Raw genomic sequence first — 13,679 nt, 5'->3', positions numbered from 1 at the left:
GTTTTAATTATATCTGCCCGCAATAAAAAAGCCGCCGCCCCTGGAGGCGGCGGCTTAAAACCGATTACTTCTTAGCGTCAGCGGCAGGGGCTTCAGCGGCTGCTTCAGGCTTGGCATCCGCTTTCGGGGCCGGTTTAATATCCAGCAGCTCTACATCAAATACCAGAGTAGAGTTCGCCGGGATGCCCGGTACGCCGGTTTTGCCGTAAGCCAGATCCGGTGGAATGACCAGCTGGATTTTACCGCCTTTCTTGATGTTCTTCAGGCCTTCGGTCCAGCCTGGGATCACGCCGTCCAGGCGGAAGGAAAGCGGCTCGCCGCGGGTGTAGGAGTTATCAAACTCTTTACCGTCGATAAGCGTACCTTTGTAGTTAACCACAACAGTATCGCTGTCTTTCGGCGCTTCACCGGTACCCGCTTTTTCGACTTTGTAGAGCAGGCCAGATTTAGAGGTTTTCACGCCTTTCTCTTTCGCAAAGGCGTCACGGTAAGCTTTGCCTTTCGCTTCATTCTCAGATGCGTCTTTTTCCATTTTCTGCTGAGCAGCCGTTTTTACGCGGGTTTCAAACGTCTGCAGAGTCTGTTCGATCTCCTGATCGGACAGTTTGCTCTTATCAGCAAAAGCGTCCTGAACACCGGCGATCAGCTGATCTTTATCTAATTTGATGCCCAGTTTTTCTTGTTCTTTCAGGGAGTTTTCCATGTAACGTCCCAGCGATGCACCCAGCGCATAAGCAGATTTCTGATCGTCATTTTTGAATGCCGATTTGCTGTCCGTTGCGGGTGCCGCTTTCGCTGTCGTCTCAGCAGCGAAGCTCAGCGGTGCATTCAGGGCGACGGCCATTGTGGTCGCCAGCAGCGTTACTTTAAACAGTGATTTCATCCATTTCTCCAGGGCCGGGGCATCTCACCCCAGGGTTATCGTAAAAAACAAAAAACGTACTATAGAACGTTGCAGAACAAATCAACATACAGACGTACCTGAATATCGCCTCATTTCAGACTATTTTTGTATGAATTAGTTTCCCGTCAGACGTAACGATGCTGCGCGGATGCTGAAACTTCAGTAGAATCCGCCCGCAGGATAAGACAGAAGAGGTTACTCATGCACGATAGCACTTTAGAGACTCGCCTTGCGGAGCTGGAGAGCAGACTGGCGTTTCAGGAAATCACTATTGAAGACCTCAACAAAACCGTCACCGCCCACGAGATAGAAATGGCAAGGATGCGCGAACATATGCGCCTGATGGTGGAAAAATTGAAAGCGACTCAGCCATCCCACATGGCTTCACAGGCGGAAGAAACGCCTCCTCCGCATTATTAAGACGTAAAAAAAGCGGGTCTCCCCGCTTTTTTCTATTCCGCAACGCGAGCGTAGCGGAATTAATGACAACCGCAGCCGCCGTTACCGCCGCAACCGCCTTTGCCGTGTTCGTGGCCATGGTCATGGCCGTGACCGCCGCAGCAACCGTCGTGATCGTGGTCGTGGCCATGATCGTGGCCGTGAGCACCGTGTACATGACCATGCTCCAGCTCTTCCGCCGTTGCTTCGCGAATCGCGACGACTTCAACGTTGAACTTCAGATTCTGACCAGCCAGCATGTGGTTACCGTCAACAACAACGTGTTCGTCACCCACTTCGGTGATTTCTACCGGTACCGGACCCTGATCGGTTTCCGCCAGGAAGCGCATGCCCACCTGCAGCTCATCAACGCCCATAAATACATCTTTAGGTACGCGCTGAACCAGGTTTTCGTCGTACTGACCGTACGCGTCGTTAGCGCCGACTTCGACGTCAAATTTGTCGCCTACGTCGTGGCCGTCCAGCGCGTTTTCCAGGCCGGAAATCAGGGAACCGTGACCATGCAGGTAGTCAAGCGGCGCGCTTACCGGAGACTCATCAACCAACACACCGTCTTCTGTACGTACCTGATAGGCCAGGCTGACCACCAGGTCTTTTGCTACTTTCATGATATCTCCTGAGCATGGGAAGAATAGTGGCGCAGATTGTAGCGGAATTCTGCAGCCGTGTACCCTCTAGCTTAAAAAAAGCCGATAGATAACGCTAGTCCGGATGAAAAATGCCTATCACTTGCTCTTCTTTGCGAACATGCTCGCGAACCTCTTTATCCGCCTCACGCATCTGGTGCCCGCACTTAACGCACTCAACAATATCGACATTATTCTCACGCCACATCGCCAGTGAATCCTGAGCCTGGCACGCCGGACATTTCGCACCGGCAATAAAACGTTTACGCACAGCCATATCATTTACCTTTATTCAAATTCATCCCAGCCGTCTAACTGCCTGCTCTCTTTTTGCATCTCACGCTGAAAGATCTCCTCCAGCTCGCGTCTGGCTTCCCGCACGCGGGATATCTGCAGGGTATCACTATGCACCGGCATTAACTCGCGCAGCATCCGCATATCAAGGCGCCGAAAGTGCAGTTGAGCGCGCTGCGCCTGATGGGGATGCATACCCAGCGAGATCAGCGCTTTTCGTCCCAGCTCCAGCGCGCTGGAGAAGGTTTCGCGAGAAAATTGCGCCACTCCCGCCTGCAGCAGCTCATGGGCCTCAACGCGTCCCCGCGCTCGCGCCAGAATATGCAGATGTGGAAAGTGTTGTTGACACATCTCCACCAGCTTCATGGTATCTTCCGGCTCGTTACAGGTAATTACGATCGACTGCGCGTCTTCGGCTCCCGCTGAGCGCAGGAGCTCCAGCTGCGTCGCATCGCCAAAATAGACTTTATAGCCATATTTACGCATCAGATTGACCGCGCTGATATCGCGCTCCAGTACCGTGATACGCATTTTGTTCGCCATCAGCAGACGGCCGATCACCTGACCGAAACGACCAAAACCCACGATAATGACCTGCGGTTTGTCATCTTCAACCCACGGCGCCTCACCCTCTTCTTCGGGTTGATTCAATCGCCGCGAAAGCACTTTATCGATGAGCGTCATCAGCAGCGGCGTGGTCATCATCGACAACGTCACCGTCACCAGCAACAGGGCCATCTGATCGTTTTGAAACAGACGAAGCGAAGCGGGGAGTGAAAACAGCACAAAGGCGAATTCCCCTCCCTGGCTCAGCACGCCGGCAAACTGCACCCGTTCCGAACTGCGCAGGCCGTATACCCGCGCCAGAAGATACAGGACGAGACCTTTTACCGTCACCAGCACTGCGACGCTGACCACAACCCACAGCAAATGGGTATAAAGCACTCCAAGATTCAGCGCCATGCCAACGGAAATAAAGAACAGACCGAGGAGAAGCCCTTTAAACGGATCGATGGCGATTTCCAGCTCGTGGCGATACTCACTCTCTGCCAGCAGAACGCCGGCGATAAAGGTCCCCAGCGCCATCGACAAACCGAGCGCATCCATAAACAAAGCCGATCCGAGCACCAGCAGTAGCGTCGCGGCGGTGAAGACTTCCCGCACGCCGGATCCGGCGATAAAACGAAATACCGGCCTCAGCAGATAACGCCCGCCGACCAGCATTCCGCCGAAAGCCAATACCTTCATCCCTATGGTGAGCCAGTTAAAATGGTCGTCACCAGAACCCGCAAGCAATGGAACCAGCGCCAGGGCCGGGATCACGGCCAGATCCTGAAACAGCAATACGGAGAAACCCAGCTGTCCGGATTCGCTGCGGCTCATGCCCTTCTCACGCATCAGCTGCAGCGCCATCGCGGTGGAAGACATCGCCAGCCCAATCCCGCCGACCACCGCAGCGCGCCATGAGAAGTCGCTCAACATAAGCAAACCGCCAAGAATGAGCGCGCTGAAGGCGACCTGAGCGGCCCCGACGCCGAAAATGGAGCTTCTCAGCCGCCACAGTTTGGACGGATTCAGCTCCAGTCCGATGATAAACATCAGAAAGACGACGCCTAATTCTGAGAAGTGAAGAATTTCATCCACATCGCTGATGAACCCTAATCCCCAGGGGCCGATGGCGATACCGGCCAGCAGATACCCCAGTACGGCGCCAATACCCAGCCTCGCCGCCAGCGGTACCGCCACCACGGCGGCAAACAGAAATAACACCCCGGCCAGCAGTAAATCAGCTCCCGCCATTTGGACCTCCAGCCGTTACAGGATTAGCCAGCCAATCGCGGTAGGCGCGAGCGCGGCTTTTCAGGTCTTCGGGAGATTGCCGACGCGCCCAGTAGACGATAATCGGGCTCATCCAGTGCATACGGCACATGCCGGCAGTCAATTCAAAAGGGCGGAGAATGTCATTCATCGGATAACGATGGGCATCGCGCCGGTAGGCGCTCTCCGGCTCGCCGGTAGTAATGACGCTACGCCAGTACTTTCCCGCCAGCTGATTCCCTCCCGCCCCGCTGGCGAAGCCGCGGCTGAGCACCCTGTCCAGCCACTCTTTCATCAGCGCCGGGCAGCTCCAGGTATAGAGCGGATGCTGGAAAACAATCACCTCATGCTGGCGCAGGAGATCCTGCTCCCAGGCGATATCAATAAAAAAATCCGGATAGTGCGCGTAGAGATCGTGCACGGTCACATTCGACAACTGTAAGGCCGGTTCAAGCAAAACCCGGTTGGCCACGGAATCCTGAGATTCTGGGTGGGCATACAGCAGCAAAACTTTCGCTGTCTGAGACATCTTTCCCCTCCCGAACGTCTTCTGGCGGCCTGTGCAGCGGCTGCGTCCCGACGCAACCAGAATGACTTTGTGTATCATCTTCATTTTGGGCTACCATTGCGGCCCGGTTGAGCGATTCGCTCCACACTACATTATCATAATGACAAATTAACATAGTCAGAACATACGGCGCCTTATGATTGTTTTCTCCTCCTTACAAATTCGTCGCGGCGTACGCGTCCTGCTGGACAACGCCACCGCTACCATCAACCCAGGGCAAAAAGTCGGCCTGGTGGGTAAAAACGGCTGCGGTAAATCCACGCTGCTTTCGCTTTTGAAAAACGAGATTAGCGCCGACGGCGGCTCGATGACCTTCCCCGGCAGCTGGCAGCTGGCCTGGGTTAACCAGGAAACACCTGCGCTTGCGCAGCCGGCTATTGACTATGTTATTGATGGCGATCGCGAATTCCGCAAGCTGGAGGCGGATCTGCACGCGGCCAACGAACGCAATGACGGTCACGCCATCGCGACGGTACACGGTAAGCTGGACGCCATCGACGCCTGGACCATCCGCTCACGCGCGGCCAGCCTGCTCCACGGACTCGGTTTCAGCAACGAACAGCTTGAAAGACCGGTGAGCGACTTTTCCGGCGGCTGGCGTATGCGCCTTAACCTCGCTCAGGCGCTGATTTGCCGTTCCGATCTGCTGCTGCTTGATGAACCGACGAACCACCTCGATCTCGACGCGGTCATCTGGCTGGAGAAGTGGCTCAAAGGCTACCCGGGGACCCTGATTCTGATCTCCCACGATCGCGACTTTCTCGATCCGATCGTCGACAAAATTATCCATATCGAACAGCAAACGATGTTCGAGTACACCGGCAACTACAGCTCATTTGAAGTGCAGCGCGCGACCCGTCTTTCGCAGCAACAGTCGATGTACGAAAGCCAGCAGCTGCGCGTCGCGCATTTGCAGAGCTACATCGACCGTTTTCGCGCTAAAGCCACCAAAGCTAAACAGGCGCAAAGCCGTATCAAAATGCTTGAGCGCATGGAGCTCATCGCGCCTGCCCACGTGGATAACCCGTTCCACTTTAGCTTCCGCGCGCCGGAAAGCCTGCCCAATCCGCTGCTGAAGATGGAAAAGGTTAGCGCCGGCTATGGAGAGCGGGTGATTCTCGACTCAATCAAGCTGAATCTGGTTCCCGGTTCGCGCATTGGTCTGCTGGGGCGCAACGGCGCCGGTAAATCGACGCTGATTAAACTGCTGGCCGGTGAGCTACAGCCGCTGCACGGTGAGATTGGTCTGGCGAAAGGCATCAAGCTTGGCTACTTCGCTCAGCATCAGTTGGAATTTCTGCGCGCGGATGAATCCCCGCTGCAGCATCTTGCCCGCCTCGCGCCGCAGGAACTGGAGCAGAAACTGCGCGACTATCTGGGCGGTTTCGGCTTCCAGAGCGATAAGGTCAACGAACAGACGCAGCGTTTCTCCGGCGGCGAGAAAGCGCGCCTGGTGCTGGCGTTAATCGTCTGGCAACGGCCAAATCTGCTGCTGCTTGATGAACCCACCAACCACCTCGATCTCGATATGCGTCAGGCGCTAACCGAAGCGTTAATCGATTTTGAAGGCGCGCTGGTGGTGGTTTCGCACGACCGCCATCTGATTCGCTCCACCACCGACGACCTTTATCTGGTGCACGATAGCAAAGTCGAACCTTTCGACGGCGATCTCGAAGACTACCAGCAGTGGCTGAGCGACACGCAAAAGCAGGAAAACCAGGCCTCAGAAGAGCCGAAGGAAAACGGCAACAGCGCCCAGGCGCGTAAAGATCAGAAACGCCGGGAAGCCGAGCTGCGTACGCTGACCCAGCCGCTGCGCAAAGAGATTGCCCGCCTGGAAAAAGAGATGGAGAGGTTCAACGCGCAGCTGGCGCAGGCGGAAGAGAAGCTGGGCGACAGCGAATTATACGATCAAAGCCGCAAAGCGGAGCTCACCGCCTGTTTACAGCAGCAGGCTAGCGCGAAGTCCGGGCTGGAAGAGTGTGAAATGGCCTGGCTGGATGCCCAGGAACAGCTGGAGCAGATGCTCCAGGAAGGCTAACGGCATGATGCAGTACCAAAAGGCGGGAACGCCCGCCTTTTTTAATACCACTCCCCGCCGCTTAACGCTGCGCCGCCAGCCGGGCGCGGATCTGCGACAGCGAGGCATAGCCGTACAGCTTGCCATCCAGAAAGCGCGTTTTTAACTCGCCCTGCTGCTCCTGCTCCAGCGTTTGCCCATCGTACAGCTGCAGTTCCCCCACGGCGTCACGTTCCACGCGCAGCAGACCACGCGCCGAACGTTTGAGGCCATTATCGGTTTTCGGCTCCTTAAAGAGGGCTCTTCCCTCGCCGTTCACCTCCCCCCAGGTCGCCTTCATCGCGAAGCCGAAGGTATCGCGGGTGTTGTACTGGTAGGTAAAGGAACCCACGCCGAACACCACGTTAGCGCTGGCAAAGCCTTTCGCTTCCAGGCGACGCAGGATCTCATCCGCTCTGGCGAGAGTAATGGAATCGCCGTAAATCAGGCCGACATGCGGATCCAGTACCTTGTATCCTTTTTCGTTAATCGTACCGCCGAAGATTTCCCACAGTACTTCAACGGAGCCTTTCTCCTCGGCGCTGCGCTCGCTGCGGGTGTCGTCGTCAGCCGCCGTTCCGCACAGAATAGCCACCGGATCGCCGCTGTCCGGACGGAATACAACTCGCCCCTGGCGCCGCATAATTATCGCCTTCAGCTCGCGGGTGTATTCGGTCAGCACCTGCCAGTAATCCCAGGTATCCGAGACGATAGAGACGAAACCCTGCGGGTGGACTTCGGTAATCAGCCGGCGAAAGGTTTCAATTTCCCGCTCGCGCTCGCCCATACACATCACGCTGTGTTCCGTGGCCGGAATGCTGGCGCCGATAAGCTCATCTTCACCGCGAGTGTAATAATCCCAGGCATACAGCAGCGAAGGCAGGCTATCGGTACCTTTGAAGCTGGCCAGATGTCCGCAGCCCGACTGCGCAGTGTCGTGCAGCCCGGACATCCCCCGAAACGAAAAGTCGTGACATTGGAAATCAAGGTGCGTCAGATCGCTACAGGTTTTCTCCGCCCAGCGTTCGCAAATCAGGCGATAGTGGTGGGCAATGGTCGCGTTGGTTGACGCTTTCCACAGCTCCGCCGAAAGCACCGTCTCCAGATAGTTCACCAGCCAGAAGAACTCAGGTTGCGTATTGGTGATGGTCAGCACCGGTACTTTCATCGGCACCTTGGTACCTTCATCGAGCGCTTTGATATGCAGCGGTAAATAGCCAAGCCGATGCAGAGCACGAACAGGCTCCACCCCAACCGTATCGCGCTCCAGATAGCCGTCCATCACCTGCTTATACTCGTTGACGACCTCCTCTTCCGGGCGGGCGAAAAACGCCTCGTTAAACAGATCGACCAGGAACCACTGCAGAAACCCCTGCAGGCCGAAAAATACCAGCTTGCCGTCGGCCTGCGGCGACTGGAAAAAACGATCGCTGCGCGGAGTAAAGTTTGAGTAGACCTTCGTAGTCCCCTGCGGATACTGCACGCGATGGGAAACTTTATAACCATCAATAGCCAGAATCGGATTTATTTTCATCATATTATCCCCAATGTGCGCGGTAGATAGCGTCTATATCGATAAGCTCCAGCTGCGGGTGAGCCAGGGCAGGCGAAGTCAAAGAGGTGGTGGCGTAAACGGCATCGATGCCGTTATTCAGCAAATGCTCTACGCCTTTAGAAAAAACGCCGTGGGTCACATACAAACTCACGCTGCGGGCGCCCGCCGCGCGGAGCACCTGCGCCGAGCCGATAAAGGTGCCGCCAGCGTCGCACAGGTCGTCAACAATAAGCACCGCTTTACCTGCAACATCACCGGCCAGCAGAGAAAAACCGGTTAACGCGCCGCTGGCAAGGTCACGCTCTTTACCGAGGATCGCGAACTCTCCGGCACCGCAGGCTTTAGCCACAGGGTGAATCTTCTTGAGCGCGCCGGCATCCGGCGCCACCAGCATCAGCTCCCCGGTAGCAATAGCCTGACGCAGGGCGGCGTTCTGCAGAAGACAGTGCTGCTGGGCAACCGCAACCATATTATTGACTGCCGCCGCGGCGGCATCGCTATGCGGGTCAAGCACCACGACTTTGTCAAAGCCAAGGGTATTAAGCTGCCGGGCGAAGACCTTCAGAGCAAAGCTGTCTCCCGGCACCATATGGCGATCCTGACGCGCCCACGGCAGCCACGGCAGTTCCAGATGGCTAAACGCCACGTCGGTAACATGACGCACGGCCTCCACCAGCTGCGCCAGCAGCATAAAATCGTTCATATCGCGCAGAGTAACCGCCCGGATGCGCATCAAACGGGCGGAAGGCGGTAATTGATCGGTCACCTTCAGCCACACAGCGCCATCGGGAAAGACGCCGCTGGCAAGCGTAAACGCCTCATCATCCAGTTCCAGGGTAAATTTTTCGCTCATGGTGACCTCCGCTCATTAAATTGTGTCTCTAAGACACAATCAATAATGTCCCTAAGACACATATGATGCAAGTGTTAAATGTCATTTAAGCGGAAAAATGGATTAGGCTATTGAAAAATAATAACAAAAATAGAGACTTGCTGCTCAGGAAGGGGCTGGTACACTTGTCAGCGTTCTTTTCCGCTGCGAGCGCTCTATGACCACCGATGCCGAATACCTCAGCCAATACGATGCCAGCCGCTTTCCCTCGCCGCTGGTGACCGTCGATAGCGTCCTGTTTACCCTGCATGAAGGGGCGCTATGCGTTCTGCTGGTTGAGCGCGCTCATCCACCGCAGCAGGGGGCGTGGGGGCTACCCGGCGGCTTTATCGATCTGGCGCACGATGATTCAACCCGCGCCACGGCGCTACGTAAGCTCACGGAAAAAACCGGGATTTCACCGTCATGGCTGGAGCAGCTCGACACCTTTTCCGGGCCGGATCGCGATCCGCGCGGCTGGAGCCTGACTATCGCCTGGTTTGCGTTAATCTCATGGGTAGATTGTCAGCCGCATATCGCCAGCGTCAGCGATGCCCGCTGGGTGCCGGTGGCGCAGCTGGATAGCTATTCGCTGGCTTTCGATCATCAAAAGATCATCGACGCCGGTCTGCACCGCTTACGCCAAAAAACGATGTACTCTTTACTGCCGGTTTACTGTCTGCCGGAGACCTTTACCCATGGTCAGCTGCTGGAAGCCACGGAAATCATCCTTGGTCAGCCGATTCAACGCAAAAGCCTGATTCGCCGCTTCGAAGCCTCCGGAATGTTTGAAGAGACCGGGGAAACAGCGGCAACCGGCGCGCGCAAAGCGCGGCTATGGCGGCGTAAACCCGGCGTCGATTTTCATCTCTTTTCACGTAACCTGCTGACCGATTAGCCGCAAGGCCACATATGGGCTAACCTGCGCACTTCATGCGCGGTATAGTATGTTATAAAGATTATTTATTGCTCTGGTGCTATGGTTGATATCACTCCTACAGAAATGACGCCCCCTGAAGACGACTCGCAGCAGTTTCATCCGATGCGCGGCTTAGGCAATCGTCATTTGCAAACCATGTTGCCGCGGCTAATCCGTCGCAAACTCCGCTTTACTCCCCACTGGCAGCGTCTGGAATTGCCGGACGGCGACTTTATCGATCTGGCGTGGAGCGAAGACCCTTCGCAGGCGCGTCATAAACCACGCCTGGTGGTGTTTCATGGCCTGGAGGGCAGTCTGCACAGCCCTTACGCCCACGGACTTATCCATGCGGCCATGCAGCGCGGCTGGCTGGGCGTGGTGATGCACTTTCGCGGCTGTAGCGGCGAACCCAACCGGAATAACCGCATCTACCACTCGGGCGAAACGGAAGATGGCTCCTGGTTTCTGCGCTGGCTCCAGCGCGAGTACGGCACGGCCCCCACCGCCGCGGTGGGATATTCGCTTGGGGGCAATATGCTGGGCTGCCTGCTGGCAAAAGAGGGCGACGCAATTCCCGTTGATGCCGCGGTTATCGTCTCGGCGCCGTTTATGCTGGAGGCCTGTAGCTATCATATGGACAAAGGTTTCTCCCGCGTTTATCAGCGCTATCTGCTCAACCTGCTGAAAGCCAACGCCGCGCGTAAGCTAAAAGCCTATCCCGGCTCTCTGCCCGTCGATTTACGCCAGCTAAAAAGCATGCGCCGTATTCGCGAATTTGACGATAGCATCACGGCCAGGATCCACGGCTTTGCCGATGCGCTGGACTATTATCGCCAATGTAGCGCCATGCCGCGCTTAAGCGATATCACTAAGCCCACACTGATTATTCACGCGAAGGACGATCCCTTTATGGATCACCACTCGATTCCCCCGCAGGAACAGCTGCCGGCGAATGTCGAATATCAGCTCACGGAGCACGGCGGGCACGTGGGTTTCGTCGGCGGCACGCTGCGTAAGCCGGAAATGTGGCTTGAAAAAAGAATTCCGGATTGGCTAACCCGTTGGTTAGGAGCGCAAATATGATCATTCCCTGGCACGATCTCGATCCCGAAACGCTGGATAACCTGATCGAAAGTTTTGTATTACGTGAAGGCACCGATTATGGTGAACATGAACGTTCGCTGACGGATAAAGTCGCTGATGTTAAACTGCAGTTGAAAAGCGGAGAAGCCGTGCTGGTGTGGTCAGAACTGCACGAGACGGTGAACATTATGCCCCGCAAGCAGTTTCACGGCTAAGGCGGCACACACTATCGTTTACTCTGGGAGTTGTTATGTCTGCCAAACATCCGGTGATTGCCGTCACGGGCTCCAGCGGCGCGGGAACCACGACCACCAGCCTCGCCTTTCGCAAAATCTTCGCCCAGCTTAATCTGCACGCCGCCGAAGTTGAAGGCGATAGCTTTCACCGCTATACCCGTCCGGAAATGGACATGGCGATCCGTAAAGCGCGCGATCAGGGCAAACATATCAGCTACTTTGGCCCCGAGGCTAACGACTTCGGCCTGCTGGAACACACGTTCGCCGAATATGGGCAAAGCGGCAAGGGCCAGTCGCGCAAGTATTTACATACCTATGACGAGGCCGTGCCGTGGAATCAGGTTCCGGGGACCTTCACGCCCTGGCAGCCGCTGCCCGAACCGACTGACGTCCTGTTTTATGAAGGCCTGCACGGCGGCGTGGTGACGCCGCAGCATAACGTAGCAAACCATGTCGACCTGCTGGTTGGCGTGGTGCCCATCGTCAATCTTGAGTGGATCCAGAAGCTTATTCGCGACACCAGCGAACGCGGCCACTCTCGTGAGGCGGTGATGGATTCCGTGGTCCGTTCGATGGAAGACTACATCAACTTTATCACCCCGCAGTTTTCGCGCACCCACCTCAACTTCCAGCGCGTACCGACGGTGGATACGTCCAACCCGTTTGCGGCCAAAGCCATCCCTTCGCTGGATGAAAGCTTTGTCGTTATCCATTTCCGTAATCTAAAAAATATCGATTTCCCCTGGCTGCTGGCGATGCTGCAGGGCTCGTTTATCTCGCATATGAATACGCTGGTGGTACCGGGCGGGAAAATGGGGCTGGCGATGGAACTGATCATGGCGCCGCTGGTTGAGCGCCTGATGGAAGGCAGGAAAATAAGCTAACGGTCAAAACCCCGGTGACGCGTTTGCCGGCCGGGGCCCGTTCGGCTTACCCTTCGATCACTTCATAAGAGTGGGTAATGTTTACCGCTTTCTCAAGCATCAGCGCGACGGAACAATACTTTTCCGCCGACAGGTCGACCGCGCGAGACACGGCAGCGTCCTTCAGTTCTTTACCGGTCACGATAAAATGCAGATTGATATGGGTAAACAGACGCGGAGCCTCTTCGCGACGCTCAGAAGTCAGCTTAACTTCGCAGTTGGTAACGTTATGACGGCCCTTCTGCAATATGGAAACCACATCGATCGCGCTGCATCCGCCTGCCGCCATCAGAACCATTTCCATTGGGCTGGGCGCTTTATCCCCGGAATTGCCGTCCATCAGAATCTGGTGACCAGAAGCCGACTCACCGATGAAGGTTAACCCTTCAACCCACTTCACTCGCGCTTGCATAAATTTAACTCCAGGGCTGTAATTTTCCCGACAGATTACGCGTACATAACAATTCTCGCAACGGAAGGCGACCTGGGTCATGCTGAAGCGAGACACCAGGAGACATGCGGCGAAAGCTATGCTAAAACAATCTGGATGCTACAGTAATACATTGATGTACTGCATGTATGCAGAGGAGTTCACATTACAGGCTGCAGAAAACTTTCAGCCGGATTCCCAGGTATAGGGATTCAATACGATTGCATGCCCGGATGCCGTGTAGTGTCGGCACCCGGAGATAGCTTATAACAGAGGATAACCGCGCATGGTGCTTGGCAAACCGCAAACAGACCCTACCCTTGAATGGTTCTTGTCTCATTGCCACATTCATAAGTACCCATCAAAGAGCACGCTGATCCACCAGGGTGAGAAAGCAGAAACGTTGTACTACATCGTTAAAGGCTCCGTGGCTGTACTCATCAAGGATGAAGAAGGTAAAGAGATGATCCTCTCTTACCTTAATCAGGGCGATTTCATCGGTGAATTAGGCTTGTTTGAAGAAGGCCAGGAGCGTAGCGCTTGGGTACGTGCGAAAACCGCATGTGAAGTGGCCGAAATCTCCTACAAAAAATTCCGTCAGCTGATCCAGGTTAACCCGGACATCCTGATGCGTCTCTCTTCGCAGATGGCTCGTCGTCTGCAGGTCACGTCTGAGAAAGTGGGCAACCTCGCCTTCCTTGACGTTACCGGTCGTATCGCTCAGACGCTGCTGAACCTGGCTAAACAGCCGGATGCGATGACCCATCCGGACGGTATGCAAATTAAAATTACCCGTCAGGAAATCGGCCAGATCGTCGGCTGCTCCCGCGAGACCGTTGGCCGCATCCTGAAAATGCTGGAAGATCAAAACCTGATCTCCGCGCACGGTAAAACTATCGTCGTCTACGGTACCCGTTAAGTCGGTAAAACGGCG

15 protein-coding genes are annotated in these 13,679 nt (G+C 55.6%); 7 read left to right on the top strand and 8 right to left on the bottom strand.

What is annotated here, in order from left to right:
• Nucleotides 1-64: 64 nt before the first annotated feature.
• Complete coding sequence (fkpA, locus tag GUC22_RS02025) at nucleotides 65-883, bottom strand: FKBP-type peptidyl-prolyl cis-trans isomerase (RefSeq protein WP_004125943.1); 819 nt, start codon at nucleotides 881-883, stop codon at nucleotides 65-67.
• Between the two features lie 222 nt (nucleotides 884-1,105).
• Here fkpA and GUC22_RS02020 point away from each other — a divergent pair, with 222 nt between their 5' ends.
• Nucleotides 1,106-1,324: a protein SlyX gene (locus tag GUC22_RS02020; protein WP_004106384.1), complete on the top strand. Its 219-nt coding sequence runs from the start codon at nucleotides 1,106-1,108 to the stop codon at nucleotides 1,322-1,324.
• 59 nt (nucleotides 1,325-1,383) lie between these two features.
• Here the strand turns inward: GUC22_RS02020 and slyD are convergent, their stop codons facing one another.
• The 4 genes from slyD to kefG all read right to left on the bottom strand — a co-directional run bounded on the left by slyD (nucleotide 1,384) and on the right by kefG (nucleotide 4,630).
• Nucleotides 1,384-1,971, bottom strand: a complete 588-nt coding sequence (gene slyD, locus GUC22_RS02015; RefSeq protein ID WP_004125951.1) for a peptidylprolyl isomerase — start codon at nucleotides 1,969-1,971, stop codon at nucleotides 1,384-1,386.
• A gap of 94 nt (nucleotides 1,972-2,065) precedes the next feature.
• Nucleotides 2,066-2,266 carry a YheV family putative zinc ribbon protein gene (locus tag GUC22_RS02010; RefSeq protein WP_004106389.1) on the bottom strand — a complete coding sequence of 67 codons (201 nt, stop codon included), beginning with the start codon at nucleotides 2,264-2,266 and terminating at the stop codon, nucleotides 2,066-2,068.
• Between the two features lie 11 nt (nucleotides 2,267-2,277).
• Nucleotides 2,278-4,083, bottom strand: a complete 1,806-nt coding sequence (kefB, locus tag GUC22_RS02005; RefSeq protein WP_004125954.1) for a glutathione-regulated potassium-efflux system protein KefB — start codon at nucleotides 4,081-4,083, stop codon at nucleotides 2,278-2,280.
• Nucleotides 4,070-4,630, bottom strand: a complete 561-nt coding sequence (gene kefG, locus GUC22_RS02000; RefSeq protein WP_004138406.1) for a glutathione-regulated potassium-efflux system ancillary protein KefG — start codon at nucleotides 4,628-4,630, stop codon at nucleotides 4,070-4,072. Before kefG ends, kefB begins: the two co-directional genes overlap by 14 nt.
• 175 nt (nucleotides 4,631-4,805) lie before the next feature.
• On the opposite strand from kefG, the gene GUC22_RS01995 reads away from it, so the two are divergent.
• Nucleotides 4,806-6,710, top strand: a complete 1,905-nt coding sequence (locus GUC22_RS01995) for an ABC transporter ATP-binding protein (protein ID WP_024359850.1) — start codon at nucleotides 4,806-4,808, stop codon at nucleotides 6,708-6,710.
• A 61-nt stretch (nucleotides 6,711-6,771) separates the two neighbouring features.
• On the opposite strand, the gene GUC22_RS01990 is transcribed toward GUC22_RS01995, so the two are convergent.
• Complete coding sequence (locus tag GUC22_RS01990) at nucleotides 6,772-8,262, bottom strand: nicotinate phosphoribosyltransferase (protein WP_049130758.1); 1,491 nt, start codon at nucleotides 8,260-8,262, stop codon at nucleotides 6,772-6,774.
• Nucleotides 8,263-8,266: 4 nt separating this feature from the next.
• Nucleotides 8,267-9,136 (bottom strand): ribose-phosphate diphosphokinase, encoded by an 870-nt coding sequence (gene prs / locus GUC22_RS01985; protein WP_049130751.1) that lies wholly within the window; start codon nucleotides 9,134-9,136, stop codon nucleotides 8,267-8,269.
• 196 nt (nucleotides 9,137-9,332) lie between these two features.
• On the opposite strand from prs, the gene GUC22_RS01980 reads away from it, so the two are divergent.
• From GUC22_RS01980 to GUC22_RS01965, 4 genes are all read left to right on the top strand, one after another.
• The gene (locus tag GUC22_RS01980) at nucleotides 9,333-10,052 is read left to right on the top strand and encodes an NUDIX hydrolase (RefSeq protein ID WP_024359847.1); all 720 of its coding nucleotides are present in this window, start codon (nucleotides 9,333-9,335) and stop codon (nucleotides 10,050-10,052) included.
• A gap of 144 nt (nucleotides 10,053-10,196) precedes the next feature.
• On the top strand, nucleotides 10,197-11,156 hold the full coding sequence (locus GUC22_RS01975) for a hydrolase (protein ID WP_236039638.1): 960 nt from the start codon (nucleotides 10,197-10,199) through the stop codon (nucleotides 11,154-11,156).
• Complete coding sequence (locus GUC22_RS01970) at nucleotides 11,153-11,371, top strand: YheU family protein (protein WP_024359845.1); 219 nt, start codon at nucleotides 11,153-11,155, stop codon at nucleotides 11,369-11,371. Before GUC22_RS01975 ends, GUC22_RS01970 begins: the two co-directional genes overlap by 4 nt.
• 35 nt (nucleotides 11,372-11,406) lie before the next feature.
• On the top strand, nucleotides 11,407-12,276 hold the full coding sequence (locus tag GUC22_RS01965) for a phosphoribulokinase (RefSeq protein ID WP_004138395.1): 870 nt from the start codon (nucleotides 11,407-11,409) through the stop codon (nucleotides 12,274-12,276).
• A 46-nt stretch (nucleotides 12,277-12,322) separates the two neighbouring features.
• Here GUC22_RS01965 and GUC22_RS01960 read toward each other — a convergent pair whose 3' ends face one another.
• A complete protein-coding gene (locus GUC22_RS01960; protein WP_004106401.1) occupies nucleotides 12,323-12,727 on the bottom strand; it encodes an OsmC family protein in 405 nt (134 codons plus the stop codon).
• Nucleotides 12,728-13,031: 304 nt separating this feature from the next.
• Between GUC22_RS01960 and crp the strand changes: the two genes are divergently transcribed.
• Nucleotides 13,032-13,664: a cAMP-activated global transcriptional regulator CRP gene (gene crp / locus GUC22_RS01955; RefSeq protein ID WP_000242758.1), complete on the top strand. Its 633-nt coding sequence runs from the start codon at nucleotides 13,032-13,034 to the stop codon at nucleotides 13,662-13,664.
• Nucleotides 13,665-13,679 lie beyond the last annotated feature (15 nt).

This window comes from Klebsiella sp. MPUS7, assembly GCF_009905335.1.
Classification (GTDB): domain Bacteria; phylum Pseudomonadota; class Gammaproteobacteria; order Enterobacterales; family Enterobacteriaceae; genus Klebsiella; species Klebsiella grimontii.
The sequence above is the reverse complement of the archived record's forward strand: the minus strand, read 5'-3'. Positions and strand labels throughout refer to the sequence as shown.

Excerpts from the sequence above, each read along its gene's own strand:
- fkpA (WP_004125943.1), bottom strand. The coding sequence starts at position 883 with ATGAAATCACTGTTTAAAGTAACGCTGCTGGCGACCACAATGGCCGTC.
- GUC22_RS02020 (WP_004106384.1), top strand. The coding sequence starts at position 1,106 with ATGCACGATAGCACTTTAGAGACTCGCCTTGCGGAGCTGGAGAGCAGA.
- slyD (WP_004125951.1), bottom strand. The coding sequence starts at position 1,971 with ATGAAAGTAGCAAAAGACCTGGTGGTCAGCCTGGCCTATCAGGTACGT.
- GUC22_RS02010 (WP_004106389.1), bottom strand. The coding sequence starts at position 2,266 with ATGGCTGTGCGTAAACGTTTTATTGCCGGTGCGAAATGTCCGGCGTGC.
- kefB (WP_004125954.1), bottom strand. The coding sequence starts at position 4,083 with ATGGCGGGAGCTGATTTACTGCTGGCCGGGGTGTTATTTCTGTTTGCC.
- kefG (WP_004138406.1), bottom strand. The coding sequence starts at position 4,630 with ATGTCTCAGACAGCGAAAGTTTTGCTGCTGTATGCCCACCCAGAATCT.
- GUC22_RS01995 (WP_024359850.1), top strand. The coding sequence starts at position 4,806 with ATGATTGTTTTCTCCTCCTTACAAATTCGTCGCGGCGTACGCGTCCTG.
- GUC22_RS01990 (WP_049130758.1), bottom strand. The coding sequence starts at position 8,262 with ATGAAAATAAATCCGATTCTGGCTATTGATGGTTATAAAGTTTCCCAT.
- prs (WP_049130751.1), bottom strand. The coding sequence starts at position 9,136 with ATGAGCGAAAAATTTACCCTGGAACTGGATGATGAGGCGTTTACGCTT.
- GUC22_RS01980 (WP_024359847.1), top strand. The coding sequence starts at position 9,333 with ATGACCACCGATGCCGAATACCTCAGCCAATACGATGCCAGCCGCTTT.
- GUC22_RS01975 (WP_236039638.1), top strand. The coding sequence starts at position 10,197 with ATGCGCGGCTTAGGCAATCGTCATTTGCAAACCATGTTGCCGCGGCTA.
- GUC22_RS01970 (WP_024359845.1), top strand. The coding sequence starts at position 11,153 with ATGATCATTCCCTGGCACGATCTCGATCCCGAAACGCTGGATAACCTG.
- GUC22_RS01965 (WP_004138395.1), top strand. The coding sequence starts at position 11,407 with ATGTCTGCCAAACATCCGGTGATTGCCGTCACGGGCTCCAGCGGCGCG.
- GUC22_RS01960 (WP_004106401.1), bottom strand. The coding sequence starts at position 12,727 with ATGCAAGCGCGAGTGAAGTGGGTTGAAGGGTTAACCTTCATCGGTGAG.
- crp (WP_000242758.1), top strand. The coding sequence starts at position 13,032 with ATGGTGCTTGGCAAACCGCAAACAGACCCTACCCTTGAATGGTTCTTG.